This window comes from Sorangium sp. So ce887, assembly GCF_051521455.1.
Classification (GTDB): Bacteria; Myxococcota_A; Polyangia; order Polyangiales; family Polyangiaceae; genus Sorangium.
This window is the reverse complement of record NZ_CP150354.1, coordinates 5,901,280-5,918,995: the sequence shown is the minus strand read 5'-3', so window position 1 is coordinate 5,918,995 and position 17,716 is coordinate 5,901,280. Positions and strand designations below refer to the sequence as shown.

Genomic DNA, 17,716 nt, shown 5'->3' with positions numbered 1-17,716 from the left:
GGCGTCGTGGCGTCGAAGGCGTATCGCGAGCGCATGGCGCAGGCGGGCATCGGCTCGATCGAGCCCGCCGAGGCGATGGCGGCGCTGGAGACGTTCATGTCGGTGCCGGCGAGCCAGATGGCCTTCGTCAAGACGGCCTCCGCCGTGGCACCCGCGGCCCGGCGAGGGCCGACTTCGATGATCAGCAGGATGCGGCGCCACCTCTCGGCGCAAGACCGGAACTGAAAGCATGCATGAGATCCCTCTGAAGTTGTTCCTGGGGCAGTTGCAGTCGATCGGCCTGTTCCGTGATGAGCGGGCGACGGTCGCCGACCTGCGGAGCCGAGTGATCGCGCCCTACCAGCGATGGCTGGACGAGACGATCGCCGTCCTCGAGCGGAGCGGCGAGCTCAGCTCCGACGGCCGGGCGTGCGTGCTGCGCGACCCGTCCATCGTCGATCTCGACGCCGCGTGGGCGGAGTGGAACGCGAGGAAGGCCAGGGCGCTGGACGACCCGAGCGCGAAGGCGCAGGCGGCGCTCGTGGAGGCGACCCTGCGAGCGCTGCCGGCCATCCTCACCGGCGAGCAGCCGGCGACCGGCGTGATGTTCCCGAGCTCGTCGATGAGGCTGGTGGAGGGGATCTACAAGAACAATCCCGTCTCCGATCACTTCAATGAGGCGCTGGCCGATGCGGTGGTCGCTTACCTGAAGGAGCGCCTGCTGGAAGAGCCGAGCGCGAAGATCCGCCTCCTGGAGATCGGCGCCGGGACCGGCGGGACCAGCGCCATGCTCTTCCGGAAGTTGAAGCCGTACCAGGCGCATGTGCGGGAGTACTGCTACACCGATGTCTCCAAGGCGTTCCTGATGCACGCGGAGACAGAGTACGGGCCGCATTGCCCGTTCCTCTCGTACAAGCTGCTGAACGTGGAGCAGCCCCTCTCGGCCCAGGGCGTCGAGGTCGGCGGGTACGATCTGGTCATCGCCGCCAACGTGCTGCACGCGACGAAGAACGTGCGCCAGTCGCTCCGCCACGCCAAGGAGGCATTGCGGCCGAACGGCCTGCTGATGCTGAACGAGATCAGCGTCAACTCGCTGTTCACGCACCTGACCTTCGGATTGCTCGAAGGCTGGTGGCGATATGAAGACCCGGAGCTGCGCATCCCGGGCTGCCCGGGCCTCTCTCCGCAGAGCTGGCAGCGTGCCCTCGAAGCAGAAGGATACCGGGAGGTGTTCTTCCCGGCCGAGCGCACGCATGACCTCGGGCAGCAGATCGTCGTGGCGGAGAGCGACGGGGTGGTCGCCGGGCAGGCGCGCCAGCCGGCGCCGGCCATGGACGCCCCGGCTCGCCGGGCCACGCCGTCCGGAGCGGGCGCCTTGCCACCGAGCCTCGTGGCGGAGCAGGTGCGCACGGCCATCCGCGAGAGCATCTGCGAAACGCTGAAGATGACCGAGGACGAGATCCAGGACGACCTCTCCTTCGCCGAGTACGGGGTGGATTCGATCCTCGCGGTGAACCTGATCAACCTGGTCAATGACAAGTGCGGTCTCACCATGCAGACGACCGTGCTGTTCGACTACAACAGCGTTGACGCCTTGAGCAGGCACATCGTCGCTTCCCACGGGGCGGCTCTGACGGCGCGCGCACGAGAGAGCGCGCCGCTGGACGTGCCCGCTCCGGCGCCCGCCCCTGCCCCCTTGTACGTCGCGCCGCCGCTCGCACCGCAGGGGCTCGCGTCCGTTCCGGCGGAGCGCGCCGTTCGCGCCGCTGCTCCCGCGGTCGCCGTGGCCCCGCTGGCTCGACCTCCGGCGCCGACCGTCGTCGAACCGCTGGAGCGAAGCGCTGACCTGCCGACGTACCACAAGGTGGTCATCGAACGTCCGGGGACGATTGACGACCTCCGCCTGGTCGAGGCGGTCGTGCCGGAGCTCTCGAACGGCGAGGTGCAGATCGCCGTCCGCGCCTTCTCGTTGAATTTCGGGGACATCCTCTGCGTCCGAGGGCTGTATCCGACCATGCCGCCGTATCCGTTCACGCCGGGGTTCGAGGCGAGCGGCGTCGTGGTCAAGGTCGGGCGCGCCGTCACGGCGGTGGCGCCGGGCGACGAGGTGATCTTCGGAGCCGCCGAGGCGTTTGGCGCCCAGGCGACGTTGATCACGTGCGCGCAGGAGCAGGTCTCGCTGAAGCCGGAGGGCCTGACGTTCGAGGAGGCCTGCTCGCTCCCGACCGTCGCCCTGACGATGATCGACGCCTTCCGCAAAGCACAGCCGAAGAAGGGGGAGCGTGTCCTCGTCCAGACGGCGACGGGCGGCACCGGCCTCATCGCGGTCCAGCTGGCGCTGCATCTCGGCGCGGAGATCTACGCGACGGCGGGCTCGCAGCACAAGCTCGACTACCTGAAGCGCATGGGCGTTCACCATGTGATCAACTACCTGGAGTCCGACTTCGAGCGAGAGGTGAAGCGCCTGACGAACGGCGAGGGCGTGGACGTGGTCATCAACACCCTGTCCGGCACGGCGATCCAGAAGGGGCTGAACTGCCTGCGGTCGGGCGGGCGTTATGTCGAGCTCGCGATGACCGCGCTGAAGTCGGCAAAGTCGATCGACCTGTCGGTCCTCAACAACAACCAGGTCTTCTATAGCGTCGATCTGCGCAAGCTCTGCTTCGAGAAGCCGGAGACGATCGCCGAGTATCAGGGGGAGCTGTCCGAGTACATCCGGCGGGGCGTCGTGCGGCCGACGATCTTCGGCGAGTTCTCCTTCGAGCAGATCAAGGACGCGTACCGGTGCCTGGACAACCGCGGCAACATAGGCAAGATCGTCGTCTCCATCCCGGAGGTGTACCAGTACCGGGAAGTGGAGGGCGCGGGAGCCGCCGCTCGTGCTCGCTTGCACGCCGTGCTCAAGGAGCCGATCGCCATCATCGGCATGAGCGGCCGGTTCGCCCGGTCGAGGGACCCTGGTGAGCTATGGCAGCACCTCGCCGCCGGCAGGGACTTGACCGACGAGGTCAAGCGCTGGGATCTCTCGCGAGAGCTTCCGGCGGACAAGCCGTACTGCAACTACGGCAGCTTCCTCGATGACCTCGACCGGTTCGACCCGGTGTTCTTCAACATCTCCGGGCGCGAAGCGACGTACATGGACCCGCAGCAGCGGCTCTTCCTGGAAGAGGCCTGGAACGCGCTGGAGGACGCCGGGTACGTGGGCGAGCACATCGGCGGACTGCAGTGCGGGGTGTACGCGGGGTGCTGCGTCGGCGACTACCAGGTGCTGTTCGACGGGGAGCCGCCTGCCCAGGCCTTCTGGGGCAACCACAACGCGGTGATCCCGTCCCGCATCTCGTATCACCTGAACCTGCAAGGTCCGGCGGTGACGATCGACACCGCGTGTTCGAGCTCGCTGGTCGCAATCCACAACGCGTGCCAGGCGCTCTGGATGCACGAGATCGACATGGCCCTGGCCGGCGGCGTCTTCGTGCAGTCCACGCCGGGGTTCTACATCTCCTCGAACCGGGCGGGCATGCTGTCGCCGACGGGCAAGTGCCGCGCGTTCGATCAGGGTGCGGACGGGTTCGTCCCCGGCGAAGGGGTTGGCCTGGTCGTGCTGAAGCGCCTGAGCGAGGCGATCGCGGACGGGGATCAGATCCACGGCGTGATCCGCGGGTCCGGCCTCAACCAGGACGGCACGACCAACGGCATCACGGCGCCGAGCGCGCTGTCGCAGGAGCGGCTGGAGCGCAGCGTGTATGAGGCGTTCCAGATCGATCCGGCGCAGATCCAGATGGTGGAGGCGCACGGCACCGGGACAAAGCTGGGCGATCCGATCGAGTTCGACGCGCTCAGCAAGGCATTCAGGGCCTACACGGACAAGAAGGAGTTCTGCGCGATCGGCTCCGTGAAGACCAACCTCGGGCACACGTCGGCGGCGGCCGGGATGGCGGGCGTGCTCAAGATCCTGCTCGCCCTGAAGAACAAGCAGATCCCTCCGTCGCTGCACTTCAGGGAGGGGAACGCGCACATCACGTTCAAGGACAGCCCGTTCTACGTGAACACGACGCTCAGGGAGTGGCAGGTCGCCCGGAACGAGAGGCGCCGCGCGGCGGTCAGCTCCTTCGGGTTCAGCGGGACCAACGCGCACCTCGTGATCGAGGAGGCTCCGCGCGTGGTGCGCAGGCGTCCCGCCGCGCCGGGCTACTTGATCGTGCTGAGCGCGCGCACCGAGGAGCAGCTCAGGCAGCAGGTGGAGCGGCTGGTCGCTCATTGCGAGCAGCATGGGGGCGTCGACCTGGGCGACCTCAGCTACACGCTGCTCTTGGGGCGCAGGCACTTCAAGCATCGACTGGCGGTCGTGGTCCGAGATCGTGACGAGCTGCTGAAGGTCCTGAGGAGGGTGCTGGAGAAGGGCAGGGCACCGCAGGCGTTCACGGGCAACCTGCAAGAGAACCCGCGCCGTGAGGTCTCATCGCTCAAGCGGTACGGAGAGCAGTGCATCCAGGAGTGCAGGTCGCCGGGCGACGCTGACCGGTACGTCGAGAACCTGGCAGGGATCGCGGAGCTGTTCGTCCAGGGGTACGGTCTGGAGCTCGCGAACCTGTTTGCGCGAGGAGCGTATTCGAAGCTCTCGCTCCCGACCTACCCGTTCTCCCGCGAGCGCTACTGGGTCGCGGAGGCCCGGCGAGAGGCGCCCGCGCGAGCCCCGCAGGCGCCGAGCGCGGCCACGGCGCCGCCTCGACCGGCGAGCGCTCCGGAGGCCGTCGCGCCGGCGTCGGTCTCGGCAGCGCAGCTGCGCGAGGAGCTGAGGAGGAGCCTGGCGGAGATCCTGTTCATCAAACCGGCCGACATCGACGTCAATGCAAAGTTCGTCGAGATGGGCCTCGACTCGATCATCGGCGTCGAGTGGGTGCAGTCGATCAACAAGAAGTACGGCATCACGCTCACCGCGAACAACGTCTATGCGCACCCCACCCTTGCGGAGTTCGCGGAGCTCCTGGCCAGCGAGCTCCGCGCGGGCCAGGGGCAGGCCGCGGCGAGTCCGGCGCAGGGTGCCGTCCTCCAGCCCGTCCGGACCGCCCCCGCGCCGACGCCACCTCGTCCGGCAGCGCCGCCGTCGGCGGCCGGGGTCACGGTGACCGCCGGAGCGCCGAGCGCCCCGGCCAGCGCCCCGGTCAGCGTCCATCGCCGGGCGGTGGCCTCGTCGAAGGAGATGCAGGAGCAGCTGGTAGAGAGCCTCGCGGAGCTCCTGTTCCTCGCCAGGAGCGACATCGACGTCGACAAGAAGTTCATCGAGATGGGCCTCGACTCGATCCTCGGCGTCGAGTGGGTGCACTCGCTCAACAAGAAGTACGGGGTGTCGATCACCGCAAACAACGTCTATGAGAACCCGACCGTCGCGGAGTTCGCCAGGTTCCTCGCTGGCGAGCTGAATGGGGCGCCGGCCCCGGCCCCGGCGCCGGCCGCTCCGGCCCTGCCGCCTGCCCCGGCCGTGGCCGCCCCGACCGCTCCAGCCGCGCCACCGGCGCCGGCCGCGCCCGCGCCGCGCAAGCCCGCGGCGATCGCCTTGCAGCCGGTCAGCACGATGCCGAGCCCACGGCCCCATGCAGGAGCGCCTGCGCGGCTGACCTTGACGCCTGTGTCGACGATACAGGCGGTCCCGGCCCCCGGCCCGCGGCGCGAGGCGCCGCGACACATCCAGCTGTCGCCGCTCCAGCCTGTTCCAACGGGCGGCTCCGCGCCGCAGGCGGGCACGACGGGGCTGAGACCCGTGACGTACAACGGCAACGGCAAGGCCGCGCCGGTCCGTGATCCAGCGCCGCTCCCCCAGGCGCCCGCGCCGGCCGCATCGCCGCAGATCTCGGAGCTCGTGGCCCTCAACCGGGGGACCGTGGGGCGGCCCGTCTTCTGGCTTCACGCCGCGCTGGGCGGCGTGGAGCTCTACCAGCCGCTCGCTCCGAAGGTTCAGCGCCCCTTCTACGGCATCCAGGCGCGCGGCTGGCTCACCGACCAGCCGCCGGTGGAAGGCATCCGCGCGATGGCCTCCCATTACGTGCAGATCATTCGCTCGGTCCAGCCGCAGGGCCCCTACGATCTCGGCGGCTACTCCCTGGGCGGCATGCTGGCCTACGAGGTCACCCGCCAGCTACAAGAGCAGGGCGAGGTAGTGAACTCCATCGTCATGCTCGACACGTTCGACTCCATCGGCGCCAGGAAGATCGATATCCCCGACTCGCTGTTCGACAAGAGCCTGGCGCTACAGACGGTCAACGCCTCCCTGTTCCTCCCCATCGTGGAACACCCCGAGAAGATGGCGTCGACGCTCATCCACCGCAGCGAGGCCAACGTCGAGCTCGACTACGAGGAGTTCCTCGAGCGCCTGATCCAGCGCGCCCAGTCGCGAGGCTTGACCCGCTCGGAGAACCTGATGCACGAGATGATCAAGCAGTGCGCCAAGGTTCAAGCGGCCTACAAGATCACCGAGTACGTGATCGAGCCGCTGCCCCGGCCGGCCGAGGTCGCGTGCTACTACTTCCGCAACAAGAACGGCCACTTCTTCGGTGAGCTCGAGCCGTACTTCGCGATCGCCGACGGCATCTACATGGTCGACCAGGAGAACTACTGGAGCGAGTGGGAGCAGCGCCTGCCCAACCTGAGCATGATCGACGTCGACGCGTCGAACCACATGTGGTTTCTGTCGGAGGCCGCGGTGTTCGAGACCGTCTCCCGGTTCTGCGAGTCGCTGTATTCCCTCCAGGGAATGCCGCCGCAGTTCCACGAGGCGTTCCGCCTGGAGGCGGAGCGGATCCACGGTCGCATGTCCCTCTAGCAGAGAGTCAACACGGCATAGGTACATCTCGGTGATCTCGCCAAAGGAGCCACGCCTCATGACGTCGCAGGAAGTGTTCGAGCTCGTCGTCAAGCATACGTGCCAGGTCCTGCCCGAGCTGGAAGGGCGCACGTTCTACCCCACCGACCAGCTGAAGGATCTGGGAGCGAACTCGCTGGACCGCGCGGATATCGTCATGATGACGATGGAAGCCCTGGGCCTACAGCTCGACCTCGTCGAGCTTGGACACGTCCAGAACATCGGAGGGCTGGCAGAGGCGTTCCATGCAAAGTTGCAAGCCCCCTGAGCTGGTCATCTCGGGGATCGGCGTCACCGCTTCCATCGGGCAAGGCAAGGAGGCGTTTCGCTCCGCCTTGTTTGAAGGGAGGCATTCGTTCGGCGTGATGGGGCGCCCCGGACGCCAGCGCGGTAGGGCGTACATCGGAGCGGAGCTTCCGGAGCTGTCCATCCCACCGTCGATCTCCAGGCGCAACCTGCGGACCGCCTCGCACACCGGGCAGGCGGCGGTCGTCACCCTCCATGAGGCATGGCAGGACGCGGACCTGGCTGGAGTCCCTCCCGAGCGAGTCGGCTTGATCGTCGGCGGCTCCAACGTGCAGCAACGCGAGCTCCTGCAGACGTACGAGTCGTATCGCGACCGCTCCGAGTACATCCGCCCTAATTACGCGGTGACCTACATGGACAGCGACATCTGTGGGTTCTGTACGGAGCAGTTCGGGATCAAGGGGCTGGCGTATACCATCGGCGGCGCGTCGGCGAGCGGGCTCCTGGCCGTCATCCAGGCGATCCACGCTGTCCGGTCCGCGCAGGTGGACGTCTGCATTGCGCTGGGGGCGCTGGCGGACCTGTCGTTCTTCGAGCTACAGGCGTTTCGCTCGCTCGGCGCCATGGGCTCCGACCGATACGCGGACGACCCGAGCCGCGCTTGCCGTCCCTTCGACGCCTCGCGTGACGGCTTCATCTACGGCGAGTCCTGCGGCGCCGTGGTGATCGAGCGCGCCGAGTCCGCCAGGCAGCGGGAGCGGGTCACGCCCTATGCCAGGGCCTCCGGCTGGGCGGTGGCGATGGACGGCAACCGCAACCCGAATCCCTCCTATGAAGGCGAGGTGCGCGTGATCCAGGGCGCCCTGCGCGAGGCCAACCTCTCCGCGCGGGACATCGACTACGTCAATCCGCACGGCACCGGCTCGGTGATCGGAGACGAGACGGAGCTCCGGGTGCTGTACGACTGCGATCTGGCCCACGCGCCGATCAACGCGACCAAGTCGATCATCGGCCACGGGCTGAGCGCGGCGGGAACGGTCGAGATCATCGCCGTCTTGCTGCAGATGCAGGGGTCGCGCTTGCACCCCACTCGCAACCTGGACGAGCCGATCGATCCCCGTTTCCGCTGGGTTCAGCACGAGCCCGTGGCTCACGAGATCGGCCATGCGCTGAAGATGAGCATGGGGTTCGGCGGCATCAACGCGGCCGTGGTCCTGAGTCAGCACAACTCCTGGTGAGGAGGGATTCCATCGATGACCGTCGGAATAGAGGCGATGAACATGTTTGGCGGGTCTGCGTTTCTCGACGTGACCGCCCTGGCCCGCCATCGCAAGCTGGACATGCAGCGGTTCGACAACCTGATGATGAAGCAGAAGGCGCTGGCCCTCCCTTACGAGGACCCGGTCTCCTACGGCGTCAACGCGGCCAGGCCGCTCCTCGATGCCCTCGATCCCGCCGAGCGGGAGCGAATCGAGCTCGTGATCACCTGCACGGAGTCCGGCATCGACTTCGGGAAGTCGATGTCCACGTACATCCACCACTACCTCGGTCTCGGCCGCAATTGCCGCCTGTTCGAGATCAAGCAAGCCTGCTACTCGGTGACCGCGGGGCTCCAGACGGCGGCCAGCTTCATCCTCTCCGGCGCGTCTCCAGGGGCCAAGGCGCTGGTCGTCGGCACGGACATCTCCCGCTTCCTCGCCGCGGAGGGCGGCGACGGCCTGACGGAGGACTGGTCCTACGCGGAGCCGAGCGCGGGAGCGGGCGCCGTGGCGATGCTCGTCAGCGACACCCCGCGCGTGCTCCAGCTCGACGTCGGGGCGAGCGGCTACTACGGCTACGAGGTGATGGACACGTGCCGCCCGATCCCGGACAGCGAGGCGGGGGACGCGGACCTGTCCCTGATGTCCTATCTCGACTGCTCCGAGAAGTCGTTCCTGGAGTACAGGAAGCGGGTCGACGGCGCGGACTACCGCGACACCTTCCAGTACCTGGTGTTCCACACTCCGTTCGGAGGCATGGTCAAGGGCGCGCATCGCGCGATGATGCGCAAGATGGCGAAGGCGGATCCCGCGACGGCGGAGGCCGACTTCCGGCAGCGCGTGATGCCGGGGATCGCTTACTGCCAGCGAGTCGGCAATATCATGGGCGCGACGGTGTACATGGCTCTCGCCAGCACCATCGACAACGCGGTCATCGACTCGCCCAAGCGCATCGGCATCTTCTCGTACGGCTCGGGCTGCTGCTCCGAGTTCTACAGCGGCGTGGTGACGCCCGAGGCCCGGGAGCATCAACGCCAGTTCCGCATCAAGGAGCGGCTCGACGAGCGCTACGAGCTGTCGGTCGACGAGTACGAGGCCGTCGTGCGCAGCAGCGGCGTCGTTCGTTTCGGCACCCGGAACGTGAAGCTCGACACCGACATGGTGCCGGGCGCCCGGAAAGCCCTGGCGGGCACGAAGATCCTGGTGCTGCGCGAGATCAACGGCTTCCATCGCGAGTACGAGTGGATCTGATGGAATACCAGACCGTCCGTGTACGATTCCAGGAGTCGATCTGCTTCCTGCAGCTCCACCGCCCGGAGGCCAACAACGCGATCAACGACCGTCTCGTCGAAGAGTGCCGTCACGTGCTCTCGATCTGCGAGCGTTCGGCGACAGTCGTCGTGCTGGAGGGGCTGCCGGAGGTGTTCTGCACGGGGGCGGACTTCCAGGAGCTGCGGGAACATCATGAGCGCGGAGGCGCTGTACAGAGCCCGGAGCCCCTGTACGATCTGTGGCTCCAGCTGGCGACCGGGCCGTATATCAGCATCGCGCACGTCCGGGGCAAGGTCAACGCAGGGGGCGTGGGGTTCGTCGCGGCCTGCGACGTCGTGATCGCGGACGATACGGCGCAGTTCTCGCTCTCCGAGCTGCTGTTCGGCCTGATGCCGGCCTGTGTGCTGCCGTTCCTCGTGCGTCGCGCCGGCTTTCAGAAGGCGCACTACATGGCGCTCATGACCAAGCCGGTGCCGGTGCAGCAGGCGCTGGAGTGGGGGCTGGTCGATGCTCACGCTGCCAACAGCGCGTCGGTGCTCCACATGCACCTGCTTCGCCTGCGCAACCTGTCCAAGGTGGCGATCGCCCGCCACAAGCGCTACATGCACGCGCTGAGCCAGGAGCTCCAGCAGGCCAAGCAGGGCGCGCTGGCGGCGGCCACGGAGGTGTTCTCCGATCCGGGCAACCTCGAAGGGATCTTCAGGTACATGGCGACGGGGCAGCTCCCGTGGCAACGGTGACGCGTTGTTGCCGGGCGGCGTCGCGCGGTGGGTGATCGGCGACAGGGAGCCAGTTCGAGTCCAGTTTCCGCGGATCCGGGTGGCCACCTATCTGCCACGCAGCGGCGGCTCGCAGGTTTGAGCCCCTGCAGTGACGTCGGCGTCGCGACGCGTGTCCTCAGGAGATGGGGACCCCCGGCGAGCTCCGGCTCTCCGCGGGCTCCTGGCCCGCCCGCGGGCCGCCAGCTGCCCTCCCGCGCCGCAGGCGGCTGACCAGCGCGAAGAACAGCGGCGCGAAGAAGACGCTGAAGATCGTCGCGGTGAGCATGCCACCGAACACCCCCGTCCCGATGGCGTGCTGCGTGGCCGAGCCCGCGTTCCTCGCGAACACCAGGGGCATCACGCCCAGGATGAACGCCAGCGAGGTCATCAGGATCGGCCGGAAGCGCAGGCGCGCCGCCTCGATCGCCGCCTCCCGCACGCTCTTGCCCTGCTCGTGCAGGCTCTTCGCGAACTCGATGATCAGGATCGCGTTCTTCGCCGACAGCCCCATGATGGTGATCAGCCCGACCTTGAAGAACACGTCGTTCGGCAGCCCGCGCACCGTCATGGCCAGCACCGCGCCCACCACCCCGAGCGGCACCACGAGCATCACCGAGAGCGGGATCGCAAAGCTCTCGTAGAGCGCCGCCAGCACCAGGAACACCACGACCAGCGACAGCGCGAGCAGCGTCGGCGCCTCGGCCCCCGACAGCCGCTCCTGGTACGACTGCCCTGTCCACTCCACCCCGAACCCGGGCGGCAGCTGCGCGGCCAGGCGCTCGATCTCGGCCATCGCCTCGCCGCTGCTCCGGCCGGGCGCCGGCGCGCCGCTGATCCCGGTGGCCGGAAACCCGTTGAAGCGCGCGAGCTGGAGCGGGCCGCGCTCCCACGCCGCCGTCGTGAACGCGGAGAGCGGCACCATCTGACCGGCGTCGTTGGGCACGGACAGCCTCAGCACGTCCTCGATCTGCATCCGGCTCGGCGCGTGGGCCTGCACGATCACCTGCTGAAGCCGCCCCTGGTTGGGGAAATCGTTCACGTACGTCGGGCTCAGCGCCGTCGACAGCACCGCGGCCGCGCGCTCGAAGCTCACCCCGAGCGCGCTCGCCTTCTGTCGGTCGATCCGCAGCCGGATCTGCGCGGCGTCGGCCTGCGCCTCGGCGCGCACCTGCGCGACGATCGGGCTCCCCGCGGCGAGCTCGATGAGCCGCTGCTGCGCCGCCACGAGCGCCGCGTTCCCGCGCCCGCCCCGGTCCTGCAGCTTCAGGCTGAAGCCCGAGGTGCTGCTGAGCTCCATGATCGGCGGCGGCACCAGGCTGAACACCATGCCGTCGCGGATCTGGCCGAGCTTCTCGTTCGCCAGCGCGACCTCCGACTGGGCCGTCGCGCCGTCCGGGCGCTCGCCCCAGTCCTTCATCGTCAGGAAGATCATCGCCACGTTCTGTCCCGACCCCGAGAAGCCGAAGCCCGGGAAGGACGCCACGCCGCCGATCGCGGGGCGGCCGAGGTAGTGCGCCTCCACCTGCTCGACCGCCTTCAGCGTGCGGTGCTGCGTGGCCTCGGGCGGGAGCTGCACGTCGACGATCACGAGCCCCTGATCCTCCTCCGGCAAGAAGGCGGTCGGCAGCCGGGCGTAGAGCAAGCCGAGCGTCGCGACGAGGATCGCGAACCCGAGGAGCATCCGAGCGCGCCTGTCGAGCGCGCCCGCGACCCACCGCCGGTACCCGGAGGTGAGCCGCTCGAAGCCGGCGTTGAACCAGCCGAGCGCGCCGCGGCGCCTCGCGTGGCCGGCGGGGACGGGCTTGAGCAGGACCACGCAGAGCGCCGGCGTCAGCGTCAGCGCCAGGAACGCCGAGAACAGGATCGAGACCGCCATCGACATCGAGAACTGCCGGTAGATCGCGCCCACCGAGCCCGAGGCGAACGCCATCGGCACGAACACCGCCGAGAGCACGAGCGTGATGCCGACGACGGCGCCCGAGATCTCCGCCATCGCCTTCCGCGTCGCCTCGCGCGGGGACAGCCCCTCCTCGGCCATCAGCCGCTCGACGTTCTCGACCACGACGATCGCGTCGTCGACGATGATGCCGATCGCGAGCACCATCCCGAACAGGCTCAGCATGTTGATCGACGCGCCGGCGAGGAGCATCACCGCGCACGTGCCGAGCAGCGCGAGCGGCACCACGATCGCCGGGATGAGCGTGTAGCGGATGTTCTGCAGGAACAGGAACATCACCACGAACACGAGCACCATGGCCTCGACCAGGGTCTCGATCACCTTGTGGACCGAGATCCTGACGAAGGGCGCCGTGTCGTAGGGCACGCTGTAGGTCGCGTTGGGCGGCAGGCCCCGCGCGAGCTCCGCCATGCGGGCGCGCACGAGGTCGGAGGTCTTCATCGCGTTCGCGCCGTTCGCGAGCTGGATGCCGATCGCGGCGTCGGGCTTGCCGTTGCTCCGCGACGACGACGCCATGTTCTGCGCGCCGATCTCGATCGTCGCGACGTCGCGGAGGAGCACGCGCGACCCGTCGGGCTTCGCGCGGAGGACGATCGCCCCGAAATCCTCGGGCGTCGCGAGCTGCCCCTCGGCGATCAGCGTGGCGCTGATCTGCTGCGCCGGCGGGCTCGGCAGGTCGCCGATGCGGCCCGACGCGAACTGGACGTTCTGCGCGGCGATGGCGGTCGACACGTCGGCGGGCGAGAGCGCGAGCGCCGCGAGTTTGGTCGGATCGATCCAGATCCGCATCGCGCGCTCGCTGGTCCAGAGCTGCACGCGCCCGACGCCCGGGACCCGCTTGATCTCGTCGATGATGGAGCGGGCGAGGATGTCGCCGAGCGCGGTGGGGCTCAGGCTGCCGTCGCGCGACGACAGGCTGACGATCATCAGGAAGCTCGACGTCGAGGCCTCGACGAAGAGGCCGTATTGCCTCACGGACGCCGGCAGGCGGGGCTCGACCGCCTTGAGCCGGTTCTGGACGTCGATCTGCGCGAGATCGGGGTCGGTGCCGGGCAGGAAGGTCGCGGTGATCTGGGCCGTCCCGGAGGTGTCGCTCGACGACTGGAAGTAGAGCAGGCGCTTGGCGCTGCTCAGCTCGCGCTCGATCAGGCTGACGACGCTCTGGTCGAGCGTCTGCGGCGTCGCGCCAGGGTAGCTCGCATAGATGGAGACGGTCGGCGGCGCGACCGACGGGTACTGCGTCACGGGGAGCCGCGGCAGCGCGATCGCCCCGAGGAGCGCGATGAACATCGCGATGACCACCGCGAAGATGGGCCTGTCGATGAAAAAGCGCGACATGCTGGCCTCGATCTGCTCCGTCCGTGTCAGCGCGCCGCCGAGGCCGCGGGCGCGGGCGCGTTCGCCGAGGCCGCGGGCGCCGGCGTGAAGGGGACGGCGCGGACCGCGGCGCCCGGGGCGACCTTCTGGTGGCCTTCGACCACGACCTTGTCGCCGGCGTTGAGGCCGGAGGTGACGATGTAGCGATCGCGATCGACGCCGCCCGTCTGGATGTGGCGCACGGACGTCTTGCCGTCGGGCTGGACGACGAGGACCGTCGCGTTGCCGGCGCCGTCGCGCCCGACCGCTTGCTGCGGCACCGCGAGGGCCGCCTGGTCGACGTGCTTGGCGAGCTTCACGCGCACGAACATGCCGGGCAAGAGCAGGCGGCTCGGGTTCGGGAAGCGCGCGCGCAGCGTCACCTCGCCGGTGCCGGGATCGACGCTGATGTCGGAGAAGAGCAGCTCGCCCTTCTCGGGGTACTCGCCCTCGTCATCGAGCACGAGGATCGCGGCATGCTTGCCCGCCTCGCCCTGGGGCGCGCCGTCCAGCGCGGCGCGGCGCAGGCGCGTGAGCTGCGCGGCGGGCTGCTTGATGTCGACATGTACCGCGTCGATCTGCTGGATGACGGCGAGCGGCGTCGCCTCGGCCTGGCCGACGAGCGCGCCTTCGGTGACGAGCGCGCCGCCGATCCTGCCGCTGATCGGGGCGGTCACGGTCGCGTGACCGAGGTTCAGGCGGGCCAGCGTGAGCGCCGAGCGCGCCTGGGCGATCTCGGCGTGGGCCACGGCCTGCGCCGCCATCGCGTCGTCATGCGCCTCGCCGCTGACCAGCCCCTCTCGCACGAGCGCGCTGGCGCGCTTCGCTCGCGCCTCGGCCTGGCCGAGGTTGGCCTGCCCTTTGACGAGGGCGGCGAGGGCGCTGTCAACGGCGGCCTTGAAGGGCGCTGGGTCGATCACGAAGAGGGTCTGTCCCTCCTTGACCTCGCTCCCTTCGGTGAAGCTGCGCTTCAGGACGATGCCCGCGACGCGCGCGCGCACCTGCGCCAGGCGGAGGGGGGCGACGCGGCCGGGGAGCTCGTCGCGGAGGGTGACGGGCTCCATCTTGACCTCGATGACGCTGACCTCGGGCGGGGGCGGCGGCGGCGCGTCGGGCGCGGCGCGGCACCCGCCGACGAGGAGGGCGGCTGGGAGGATCCCGCCGAGCTTGCGTAGGTCGATCATGCGTCCGTTCTGCCGGGCCCGAGGGAGGTCCACGGAGGAGGTCGTCCCGTGGTTTCGCCTTGAAGTAGTGCAAGCGAGGGGTCCTTTCAACCACCGGGACCGCCGAGCGCCGGCAGGCGTTGCCCCGCTCTGCGCCGCCCTGGCCGCGTTTTCCCGTGCAACCGAGGCGATCTGTCGCAAGATCCTGCAGCGGGCGCCGCGTCCGCTGAGCCTGCCAGGACGACGCGCAGGCAATGGATGCTCGGCGCCTCGGCCGCCGAGCGTGCTAGAGTGATCGAGGGCGTCAAGGGTGCGCGAGCCCCGGCCTCTTCGAGCGGGCGCCGCAGGGCCTGCACCACGAGGTGTAGGCCAATATGCCTATGTGTCGCTCCAACGGTCTCGGCTATGAGCTCGTTGCAGTCACCTGAATCGGGTGACGCGAGGACAGATGGCGATCTGGGAGCAGGGAGGCGCGGCCGCTTGGCGACGTTTCGCAACCTCGGCACGACCGCTCCAGAGGTCATCACGTCCGCGGCCTCCGGCGAACAAAGGTGCTGACCCATGATGAACCGACGAACGAATTCACCACACCAGATCCTGCTGTCAGGAGCGCTGGGCATCGCCCTCATGGGCTGCGGCAGCGGCAGCGACGGGACCACCGCCGGCGGCGACGGCGGTGGCTCCAGCGGCAATACCAGCGCGGGTCCCTCGGGCAGCGGCGGTAGCACCGCGTCCGCGGATACGACGACCGCGTCAGGGGGCACGACGAGCTCGGCCGGCGGCAACGGCGCCGGTGGGAGCGGCGCCGGCGGCGCGGGCACCGGTGGCGGGGGCACCGGTGGCGCGGGCACCGGTGGCGGGGGCACCGGTGGCGCGGGCACCGGTGGCGGGGGCACCGGGGGCAGCGGCACAGGCGGCGAAACCGGGAGCATCACCTGCCCGTCCACCGCGTTGAGGGCTGGCGACACGAACCAGACGGTGGCGGTAGGTTCGCAGAATCGGAGCTACGTCTTGCACGTGCCTGCCACGTACGACGGCAGCAAGCCGGTGCCTCTCGTGGTGGACTTCCACCCGCTTGGCGGCTCTGGCCCGTCGGAGCGATCGGGCTCGCCCTATCCGGCGCAGACCGACCCGGAAGGCGTGATCATGGCCTTCCCGAGCGGGCTGTCCGGACCCTCGGGCGGCGCCTGGAACGTCGGGCCCTGCTGCGTGGCCGACACCGACGACGTGGCTTTCGCCAAGGCGATGGTGGCGAAGATCCAGGAGACCGCCTGCATCGACCCCAAGCGCGTCTATGCCGTTGGCTTCTCCATGGGGGGCGGGATGTCCCACTACCTCGCTTGCCACGCGGCCGATGTGTTCGCGGCCGTGGCGCCCGCCGCCTTCGATCTCCTGGAGGAGAACATCGGCGGCTGCGAGCCAGCGCGTCCCATCAGCGTGATCTCGTTCCGAGGCACGTCGGATCCCATCGTGCCCTACGCCGGTGGATCCTCCGCGGTGGTGCGGGGCATGCCCATCACGTTCCTCGGCGCGAAGTCGACCCTCGCGAAGTGGGCCGACATCAATGGCTGCACCGGCTCGCCCTCGGCCGAAGATGGCCAGGGCTGCTCGACCTATTCGAATTGCCGGGACGGCGTCGAAGTGGCTCTCTGCACGAAGCAGGGAGGTGGCCACGACCCCGGCAACGCCGCGGTCGGCTGGCCCGTGCTGAAACGACACACCATGCCGTAGCGCACGTCTGCCGTTCTCGGGGAAGGGCGCCCATGAGTTTCACGCATCTCTGTGGCCCTCTGCGGCACCGGCTGGGACCTCCAGCAGAAGCGCCTCGACTCGCATGACGGCGCGTCGCCCGACGCGCTCAGCGTTCAGCTTGCAGCACCGTTGAATTAATCTGCTCCTGATACACGGTCGCATCGTGAGCGCGCCGCCACAGGATGAGCGAGCTCGCGCGTTGACCGCTGACACCCCGATCGGCCATACTGGCGAGCGCTCCCTTGCCTTGCTGCTGCCTGCGCGACCTCGTCGTTCAGTGGCAGGAGCCGATTGGCTGGTCCATGAAGGTCAGCGGAACCACAATATTGACGCGGAAAACCTTGGTGAGCCGGCGATTCGGCTCGGAAGCGTGGCGCGTCTTCTTTCGTGACGTGGCGCTGGCCAACCCATGGTTCAGGCAGCCGATCACCGCCAGCAGCCTGGTTCCGCTGCCCGAGTTCCTCTCGTTCCACGACGAGCTCGTCCGGCGGTTCTATTCCGATGGCAAGGACGCGCTCTTCGAGCTCGGGGCCGAATCGGCCCGCTGGGCGCTCGTCGACGGTCCGCTGCAGCGCTTCGTCCAGGATCCCGAGATCTCCTCGCTGGTCGCGACCACTCAGAACATCTGGCACCGGTACTTCGCCGAGACGGACAGCCGCTCCGAGGCGACCCTGAAGGATTCCGGCATCGAATTTCGAGTGCGTGACCTCCCCGTCTGGCACCCGTATTTCGAGCACTTTGTGATCGGATACACAAAGGAGATGCTGGAGATCTACTGCGCCAACCCGGTCTGGGCGCATCGGCTCACGGGGGCACGCGGGACGACGTACGGCTATCTGCTCACCACCGATCCTGTTCCACGCGCCCCGCCGAGCAGCGATCGCTCCGGTGCCCGGCACGATCGGCTTCTTCGGCCACGAAAGGCGCTCACGGCGCGCGAGCTGGAGGTGCTGCGGCTCGTCGGGACCGGCAAGACCAACCGCGAGATCGCCACCGTCCTTCGCATCTCGGCGAAGACCGTGCAGCACCACGTCGCCCACGCCTACGACAAGCTCGGCGTCTACAGCCGCGCCGGCGCGACGCTGTGGCTGGCCGAGCGGGGGCTCCTGGGTTGA

9 protein-coding genes are annotated in these 17,716 nt (G+C 68.8%); 7 read left to right on the top strand and 2 right to left on the bottom strand.

Annotation, left to right across the window (positions count from 1 at the left end; genetic code table 11):
* Window positions 1-229: 229 nt before the first annotated feature.
* The 5 genes from WMF36_RS22000 to WMF36_RS21980 are packed head-to-tail and all read left to right on the top strand — an operon-like array spanning window position 230 to window position 10,352.
* Window positions 230-6,796 carry a beta-ketoacyl synthase N-terminal-like domain-containing protein gene (locus tag WMF36_RS22000; RefSeq protein WP_437581594.1) on the top strand — a complete coding sequence of 2,189 codons (6,567 nt, stop codon included), beginning with the start codon at window positions 230-232 and terminating at the stop codon, window positions 6,794-6,796.
* Between the two features lie 58 nt (window positions 6,797-6,854).
* The gene (locus tag WMF36_RS21995) at window positions 6,855-7,103 is read left to right on the top strand and encodes an acyl carrier protein (protein WP_437581593.1); all 249 of its coding nucleotides are present in this window, start codon (window positions 6,855-6,857) and stop codon (window positions 7,101-7,103) included.
* Window positions 7,081-8,319 carry a beta-ketoacyl synthase N-terminal-like domain-containing protein gene (locus WMF36_RS21990; protein ID WP_437581592.1) on the top strand — a complete coding sequence of 413 codons (1,239 nt, stop codon included), beginning with the start codon at window positions 7,081-7,083 and terminating at the stop codon, window positions 8,317-8,319. Before WMF36_RS21995 ends, WMF36_RS21990 begins: the two co-directional genes overlap by 23 nt.
* Window positions 8,320-8,334: 15 nt before the next feature.
* The gene (locus WMF36_RS21985; protein WP_437581591.1) at window positions 8,335-9,591 is read left to right on the top strand and encodes a hydroxymethylglutaryl-CoA synthase family protein; all 1,257 of its coding nucleotides are present in this window, start codon (window positions 8,335-8,337) and stop codon (window positions 9,589-9,591) included.
* Window positions 9,591-10,352: an enoyl-CoA hydratase/isomerase gene (locus tag WMF36_RS21980; RefSeq protein WP_437581590.1), complete on the top strand. Its 762-nt coding sequence runs from the start codon at window positions 9,591-9,593 to the stop codon at window positions 10,350-10,352. Before WMF36_RS21985 ends, WMF36_RS21980 begins: the two co-directional genes overlap by 1 nt.
* Before the next feature lie 157 nt (window positions 10,353-10,509).
* Here the strand turns inward: WMF36_RS21980 and WMF36_RS21975 are convergent, their stop codons facing one another.
* Both WMF36_RS21975 and WMF36_RS21970 read right to left on the bottom strand, forming a co-directional pair.
* Window positions 10,510-13,668, bottom strand: coding sequence for a multidrug efflux RND transporter permease subunit (locus WMF36_RS21975; protein WP_437581589.1), 3,159 nt, complete (start codon window positions 13,666-13,668; stop codon window positions 10,510-10,512).
* Between the two features lie 26 nt (window positions 13,669-13,694).
* A complete protein-coding gene (locus tag WMF36_RS21970; RefSeq protein ID WP_437581588.1) occupies window positions 13,695-14,870 on the bottom strand; it encodes an efflux RND transporter periplasmic adaptor subunit in 1,176 nt (391 codons plus the stop codon).
* A 540-nt stretch (window positions 14,871-15,410) separates the two neighbouring features.
* On the opposite strand from WMF36_RS21970, the gene WMF36_RS21965 reads away from it, so the two are divergent.
* A complete protein-coding gene (locus WMF36_RS21965) occupies window positions 15,411-16,580 on the top strand; it encodes an alpha/beta hydrolase family esterase (RefSeq protein WP_437581587.1) in 1,170 nt (389 codons plus the stop codon).
* 323 nt (window positions 16,581-16,903) lie between these two features.
* Window positions 16,904-17,716, top strand: a complete 813-nt coding sequence (locus WMF36_RS21960) for a response regulator transcription factor (protein WP_437581586.1) — start codon at window positions 16,904-16,906, stop codon at window positions 17,714-17,716.